The following is a 6,433-nucleotide window of genomic DNA, read 5'->3' on the forward strand; positions in this document are numbered from 1 at the left end:
CTTTACGAAGTTCTACTTATATATTATAACATAAAAAATTACATAGAAAGCGCTTCCAAGTGTATTTTATTATAAACTTTACGTTTCAATCACAAAAATGAAACAAAGAAAAAATAATTGTAAAGAAGGAAGGACTCTTTTATTGTTTCGTCATATATATAGAGAAATAGTGCAATGAAAGGAAATTTTCCGAGGTGGAGATCGTATTTCCAATTTGAGCGCAGTAAAAGAGGTGAGAATTTTGAACTTTGATATTGTAGGACAAAAAGCATATATAAAAGATGGACCGCATCGGAACCGAATTGGAATTGTAAAGAAAAACGAGACAAAATTAGCATCGCAGTTTGCTATTGTAATTGGAGAACAAATCATTGATGTAGAGCTAAAGGATATCGTGTTAGTTGGAGTAGACGTAGGACAATTTCATAAATGGTGCGAACAAAATGGTTATTTGTGAAAAGGACGGGCTGTGAGATAATGAAATATATTTGAGGAAAGAGGATATGTTATCATATTCTCTTTTTCTATGTTTCAGGAGGCGAAAATGAAATATAAAGAACAGGAGTTTACGTTGGAGTTAAAAGAGAACATTCAATGTATGGAGAAGGAAATAGAGCGAATATCACTTAAACTGCATAAAGAGTATGCGCATTTATACATAGAAAAACACATGGAATTAGATATGGGATTTGCAAGAGAAAAAGAGAATCCCTTTGAGGTGGGTTATTATTCATCAGTTGCCATAGCTATATTAGATGAAGAAAAAGAGATGATTGAATTTCACTATATTCCAATTTGGAAATGCGAAAGAATCTTTTTAGGAATGTCAATTCAATCAAACATTTTTGGGAGTAAGAAAGTAGGGGAACTTGTTGATGAATCTTGTTATGAGATTGAGGAGGAGTTAAAAGAGCAACTAGAAGAATACTTGGAGTAAGAATTCTCAAGATAAAATCTATAAAGAGGGAACGGAATAAAAAAGACGCTAACAATTGTATGTTAGCGTCTTTTTTTCATTATGAAGCAATTTCACCAGTTTTTGTATCATCTTGATTGTACGTATCTTGATCTAATTCACCAAGCCATTTACTTGAAATAAGACCTGCTGTCATAGAACCACTTACGTTAAGAGCTGTACGCCCCATATCGATTAATGGCTCAACCGAGATAACTAGAGCAACAATACCGATTGGTAAGTTCATTGTAGATAGTACGATTAAAGCTGCGAATGTTGCGCCGCCACCAACTCCGGCAACACCGAATGAGCTAATAGCAACAACAGCGATTAAAGTTAAAATAAATTGTGGTTGTAATGGATCAATTCCTACAGTTGGAGCGACCATCATTGCAAGCATTGCTGGATAAATACCTGCGCAACCGTTTTGTCCGATAGATACCCCAAATGAAGCTGCGAAGTTTGCAATTCCTTCGGAAATACCAAGCTTTTCTTTTTGAGCTTCAATATTTAATGGCATCGCACCAGCACTAGAGCGAGATGTGAATGCAAAAGTTAGTACAGGGAACACTTTTTTCAAATATTGAATTGGATTTAAACCAGACAATGCAATTAATAATAAGTGAATGATAAACATTACGATAAGTGCTACGTAAGAGGCTAACACGAAGTTACCAAGTTTTAAAATAGCATTTATATCGCTACCAGCAACTGTTTTTGCCATAAGAGCTAATACGCCGTATGGAGTAAGGCGTAAAATTAATGTTACCATACGCATTACGATTGCATATACAGCATCAAGCATTTTCTTAAATAGTTCTGCTTGTTCTGGATATTTTCGTTTTACACCTATAAAGGCAATGCCGATAAAGGCTGCAAATATTACGACAGAAATTGTTGATGTTGGACGAGCGCCTGTTAAATCAAGAAACGGATTTGTAGGCAATAGCTCTAATAATTTATCTGGAATTGTTGTCTTTTCAATAGAAGTAAATCTTTCTTCAACTAGTTTCAGACGAGCAGATTCTGCATCACCTTGTTGCAAGCCTGCTGCAGATACATCAAATCCTGCACTTGCAGCGATACCGACAGCTGCAGCGATTCCTGTAGTAAGAATTAAAATTCCGATAATAAGACCACTGATTTTACCAAGGTTTTTCGTTAACTGTAATTTTGTAAAGGCTGAAATAATAGATACTAAAATAAGTGGCATAACGATCATTTGAAGTAATTTCACATAACCGTTACCGATTAAGCCAAACCAAGTATTTGATTCAATAATTACTTTAGAAGTTGGTTCATAAATAAATTGTAATATAAGACCGAATATAATTCCGACTCCTAAAGCAGTAAATACACGTTTATTAAAAGATACATGCTTACGTTGCATATAATATAATACGCCAACTAAAATGAGCATGACTGCAACGTTAATTCCGACAAGCAGTGTATTCATGTTGATTCCCCCTAATTCCAATCTGTTATATAGAATATAAGGCAATAAAACCTATAAGTCAACTAGGAAATTCCGGAATTAAAAAAAGATGGCAAAATGCCATCTTTTAATGTCCAGCCCCAGGGACAAGTAAAAACGTCGTGTAGTATGTAAATCCTATGAAGAAAACAGTTAAATATGCCCCAAATACGTATATATACATACGCTCTGTTAATTTTAAATAGCTTAAAAGTACGAAGAAACCTGTTTGTCCTAAAAATAGTAGTGCGGTCTGTTGCATATCCCCTACGTAAAACATAACCGAGAAAATTCCAGTCCAAAAGCCGAGAACGCGAAACATGCGCTCCATGCCATCTCCCTCCTTTTCTAAAAAAAGTAAACCTCACCTCATTATAGTTTATTTTTCTTACTATTGTAAATATTCATTCATATAAAAAGAAGCCAATTATTATTGGCTTCTTTTTATATGAGAAATTAAATTGTTAGTTTATAATTACAAGATTTACATCCATCTAATAGACTATCATTTCGAGTTAATTCCATGTTAGGGAATAGGATTTCAAAAATTCCTTTCATCATATCTCCGTGCATGTTACAAATTTCAGTTGGATGATGAACAGCAACTTCTTTAAATGGACAATTGTGTACATCATAGAAAATTTTTGTTCCATCTGCACTTAATTCAAATGCAGGTGATAAGCCAGCTGTTGAGAAAGCTTCTTTTGCAATTTGAACTTTTTGTTCCACTGTTAAAGCATCTTCACTCACATTTAAACGTTGCATATGTTGTTGCATTAATTCAGCTCCGAATTGTTTTCCTGTTTCGTATAGCGCTTTCTCACCAGCAGCGCCAAGGCTAAGTAAAGAATTAAATGCGATTCTTGCTAACAATTGATAATCACGGAATGGAAATTGTAATTGGATAACATCTTCAGATAAGACATACAATCTGCTCGGTCGTCCGCCTTTTCCAGTTTTCTTCGTTTCCGATTTTAGCATATGAACATCTTCTAATTTAGATAAATGTAAACGCGCTACGTTTGGATGAATGTCAAACTCATCTGCAATTTCTTGTACCGTTACGTAACTATGTTTTTGCGAAATATATTTATAAATGTAATAACGAGTTGGGTCAGATAATACACCTGTAATTTTTAAAGCTTGTTCCATGAGGATCTCCACCTTTATCACTTTATCCAAGATAATAACATTATAATACAGATAAACATGAGTATAGGTAATTTCAGACAATAATTCGGAAATTGTTCATAATTTCACAAACATATTTTTCCTTTTTCCTCTATTGAAAATACAAAAGTCCAAATTTTTATTGCGAATGTTTTCATGCTATATACATAGTGAGGAGGGAAAAGTGATGAATGGGATTGAAATTTTCGCGAATACAATTTTAAAAGAAGCGTGTAGGGTACAAGCGTCAGATTTACATATTGTGCCCCGGCAGAAGGATGTAGCGGTGCAACTACGTATAGGAAAAGATTTAATGACGAGCCAGTGTATTGAAAAGGAGTTTGGAGAAAAACTTGTCTCACATTTCAAATTTTTAGCATCTATGGACATAGGAGAGAAACGGAAGCCACAGAATGGTTCGCTGTATTTGCAAATTGATGGACAAGAAGTGTATTTACGCCTTTCAACACTTCCAACAGTATATCAAGAAAGTCTCGTTATTCGCCTTCATTTACAAGCATCTGTTCAGCCCTTATCACATCTTTCGTTATTTCCAAGTACGGCAGCAAAACTACTCTCGTTTTTACGCTATTCACAGGGGCTACTCGTGTTTACTGGACCGACTGGATCTGGGAAGACGACGACAATGTATGCATTATTAGAAGTAATTAGAAAAAAGAAAACACGTCGCATCATTACACTTGAAGATCCGGTTGAAAAAAGAAGTGACGATGTATTACAAATTCAAATAAATGAAAAAGCGGGTCTCACATATGAAACAGGATTAAAGGCTATTTTACGTCATGATCCAGATATTATTTTAGTCGGTGAAATCCGGGATGAGGAAACAGCAAAAATAGCTATAAGAGCAAGTTTGACAGGACATTTAGTAATGACAACGCTGCATACGAATGATGCGAAAGGAGCAATCATTCGTTTCATGGATTATGGTATAACGAGGCAAGAGATTGAACAGTCTTTATTGGCTGTAGCTGCACAGCGACTTGTCGAATTGAAGTGTCCGTTTTGCAGAGGAAAGTGCTCAACTTTATGTAAATCAATGAGGCAAGTAAGGCAAGCAAGCATTTATGAGCTACTATATGGACATGAGTTAAAACAAGCACTTAAAGAAGCAGATGGAGAATGTGTTACTTACAAACATGAGACTTTAGAATCGTCAATACGAAAAGGATATGCTTTAGGTTTTTTAGAAGAAGATGTTTATGTTTAAGAAAACTTGGAGTTTAAGTGATCAAGTAGTATTGTTGAAACGTTTAGGAGAATTATTAGAAAAAGGCTACTCTCTTTTACAAGCATTAGAATTTTTACAGTTTCAATTACCTGTAGAAAAGAAAGTACAATTGCAGCGCATGATTGAGGGGTTAAAAGATGGGAAAAGTCTACACGATTCTTTTCATCAGTTAAAGTTTCATCAGGACATGTTAAGTTATCTATTTTATGCCGAGCAACATGGTGATATTTCTTTTGCTTTGCAACAAGGAAGTGCACTTCTTTATAAGAAAGATAAGTATAGGAGAGACATGATGAAAATAATGCAGTATCCTATGTTCTTGATGTTTTTTCTACTAATCATGCTTTTTATTTTTAACCTCATTTTATTACCTCAGGTTGAAATGGTTTATAGTTCGTTCGGTTCTAATACACCACTACTTACAGAACAAATTTTAAGTGCAATAAAACTGCTACCATACATTATTTTAACCGCTATTTTAACTGTTATTATTGGATGTAGTTTATACATGTTGTATTTTAGGAAACTTCCACATATTAGACAGGTAAAAATCATGCTTCGTATTCCTCTCATCAAAACATTTCTTATTTTAAAGCATTCACATTATTTTGCTACTCAGTTGAGTGGTTTATTAAATGGTGGACTATCAGTATGCGAAGCTTTAACAATAATGATGGAGCAAAGATATCATCCGTTCTTTCAATATGAAGCGAATCGGATTGAAAGACAATTAATTGGAGGAGAACAGTTACAATCTATCATTGCTAAAAGTGGGTATTACGAGAAAGAACTTTCTTATGTTATTACGCATGGACAAGCAAACGGCAATTTAGGGATTGAATTAGGTGACTATAGCGATCTTATTATGGAAAAGATGGAACGAAAAATTAAACATATGTTAGTTATCATTCAGCCTATTTTATTTACATGTATTGGAGGAATCGTTGTCCTTATGTATTTAGCGATGATTATGCCGATGTTTCAAATGATGAATTCTATTTAGGGGGCATTTGTATGCAGAATGAGGAAGGATTTACTCTGTTAGAGATGCTATTAGTAATGGTTGTCATAACTATATTATTACTATTAATTATTCCAAATGTAGTTACACAGCGTTCATCGGTCCAAGGAAAAGGGTGTGCAGCTTACGTGAAATCTATAGAAGCACAAATACAAGTATATCAATTACAACATAATAAAATTCCATCGTTAAAAGAACTGGCAGATGAAAAGTATATTACAACTGATAAGTGTCCGAATGGCGAATCTATTCATATATCAGATGATGGCACAGTATCAATTAGGGCATTGTGAAACAACAAGGGTTTACTTTTTTAGAAATGTTACTCGTTTTATTTGTTATTTCTGTATTAAGTATAGTTACGTATTTTAGTGTTCATTCCTTATACGAGCGACAAAAAGTTGAACAATTTTTGAGACAGTTTTCAAATGATATTTTGTATATGCAGCAATTAGCGATAAACCATCAAAAGCACTACACATTACGTTGGCATAAAGATAGAAATATGTATGCTATAAAAGAGTCAGGTACAAAGTATTATATCGTCAAGCGAGAGTATGA

At 34.2% G+C, this 6,433-nt stretch carries 9 protein-coding genes; 6 read left to right on the plus strand and 3 right to left on the minus strand.

The annotated features are described in order from the left end of the window. Positions 1 to 241 precede the first annotated feature (241 nt). Positions 242 to 457 carry a DUF3912 family protein gene (locus tag ABWK52_RS18795; RefSeq protein ID WP_001008326.1) on the plus strand — a complete coding sequence of 72 codons (216 nt, stop codon included), beginning with the start codon at positions 242 to 244 and terminating at the stop codon, positions 455 to 457. An 87-nt stretch (positions 458 to 544) separates the two neighbouring features. After that, positions 545 to 937, plus strand: coding sequence for a hypothetical protein (locus ABWK52_RS18800; protein WP_000875390.1), 393 nt, complete (start codon positions 545 to 547; stop codon positions 935 to 937). Between the two features lie 79 nt (positions 938 to 1,016). On the opposite strand, the gene ABWK52_RS18805 is transcribed toward ABWK52_RS18800, so the two are convergent. The 3 genes from ABWK52_RS18805 to ABWK52_RS18815 all read right to left on the minus strand — a co-directional run bounded on the left by ABWK52_RS18805 (position 1,017) and on the right by ABWK52_RS18815 (position 3,581). Next, positions 1,017 to 2,411 carry an L-cystine transporter gene (locus ABWK52_RS18805; protein WP_001094334.1) on the minus strand — a complete coding sequence of 465 codons (1,395 nt, stop codon included), beginning with the start codon at positions 2,409 to 2,411 and terminating at the stop codon, positions 1,017 to 1,019. A gap of 106 nt (positions 2,412 to 2,517) precedes the next feature. Next, positions 2,518 to 2,760: a DUF2626 domain-containing protein gene (locus ABWK52_RS18810; protein ID WP_000440721.1), complete on the minus strand. Its 243-nt coding sequence runs from the start codon at positions 2,758 to 2,760 to the stop codon at positions 2,518 to 2,520. A gap of 125 nt (positions 2,761 to 2,885) precedes the next feature. Then, positions 2,886 to 3,581 carry a helix-turn-helix transcriptional regulator gene (locus ABWK52_RS18815; RefSeq protein ID WP_000434125.1) on the minus strand — a complete coding sequence of 232 codons (696 nt, stop codon included), beginning with the start codon at positions 3,579 to 3,581 and terminating at the stop codon, positions 2,886 to 2,888. A 205-nt stretch (positions 3,582 to 3,786) separates the two neighbouring features. Between ABWK52_RS18815 and comGA the strand changes: the two genes are divergently transcribed. From comGA to comGD, 4 genes are all read left to right on the plus strand, one after another. Next, positions 3,787 to 4,830, plus strand: a complete 1,044-nt coding sequence (gene comGA, locus ABWK52_RS18820) for a competence type IV pilus ATPase ComGA (RefSeq protein WP_001013185.1) — start codon at positions 3,787 to 3,789, stop codon at positions 4,828 to 4,830. Beyond that, entirely contained in the window at positions 4,823 to 5,854 is a 1,032-nt protein-coding gene (gene comGB, locus ABWK52_RS18825; protein ID WP_000475188.1) for a competence type IV pilus assembly protein ComGB, read from the plus strand. The genes comGA and comGB overlap by 8 nt, the downstream gene beginning before the upstream one ends. 11 nt (positions 5,855 to 5,865) lie before the next feature. Then, positions 5,866 to 6,165, plus strand: coding sequence for a competence type IV pilus major pilin ComGC (gene comGC, locus ABWK52_RS18830; protein ID WP_001178686.1), 300 nt, complete (start codon positions 5,866 to 5,868; stop codon positions 6,163 to 6,165). Then, positions 6,162 to 6,433 (plus strand): competence type IV pilus minor pilin ComGD (gene comGD, locus ABWK52_RS18835; protein WP_353772070.1); only part of this gene is annotated, 272 nt, incomplete at its 3' end. The genes comGC and comGD, both read left to right, overlap by 4 nt.

It is taken from the genome of Bacillus sp. AP50, assembly GCF_040492675.1.
GTDB classification, from domain to species: domain Bacteria; phylum Bacillota; class Bacilli; order Bacillales; family Bacillaceae_G; genus Bacillus_A; species Bacillus_A cereus.

Bases quoted from the DNA above. Each gene is read 5' to 3' on its own strand.
- comGB (WP_000475188.1), top strand. From the start codon at position 4,823: ATGTTTAAGAAAACTTGGAGTTTAAGTGATCAAGTAGTATTGTTGAAA.
- ABWK52_RS18800 (WP_000875390.1), top strand. From the start codon at position 545: ATGAAATATAAAGAACAGGAGTTTACGTTGGAGTTAAAAGAGAACATT.
- comGC (WP_001178686.1), top strand. From the start codon at position 5,866: ATGCAGAATGAGGAAGGATTTACTCTGTTAGAGATGCTATTAGTAATG.
- ABWK52_RS18805 (WP_001094334.1), bottom strand. From the start codon at position 2,411: ATGAATACACTGCTTGTCGGAATTAACGTTGCAGTCATGCTCATTTTA.
- ABWK52_RS18815 (WP_000434125.1), bottom strand. From the start codon at position 3,581: ATGGAACAAGCTTTAAAAATTACAGGTGTATTATCTGACCCAACTCGT.
- comGA (WP_001013185.1), top strand. From the start codon at position 3,787: ATGAATGGGATTGAAATTTTCGCGAATACAATTTTAAAAGAAGCGTGT.
- ABWK52_RS18810 (WP_000440721.1), bottom strand. From the start codon at position 2,760: ATGGAGCGCATGTTTCGCGTTCTCGGCTTTTGGACTGGAATTTTCTCG.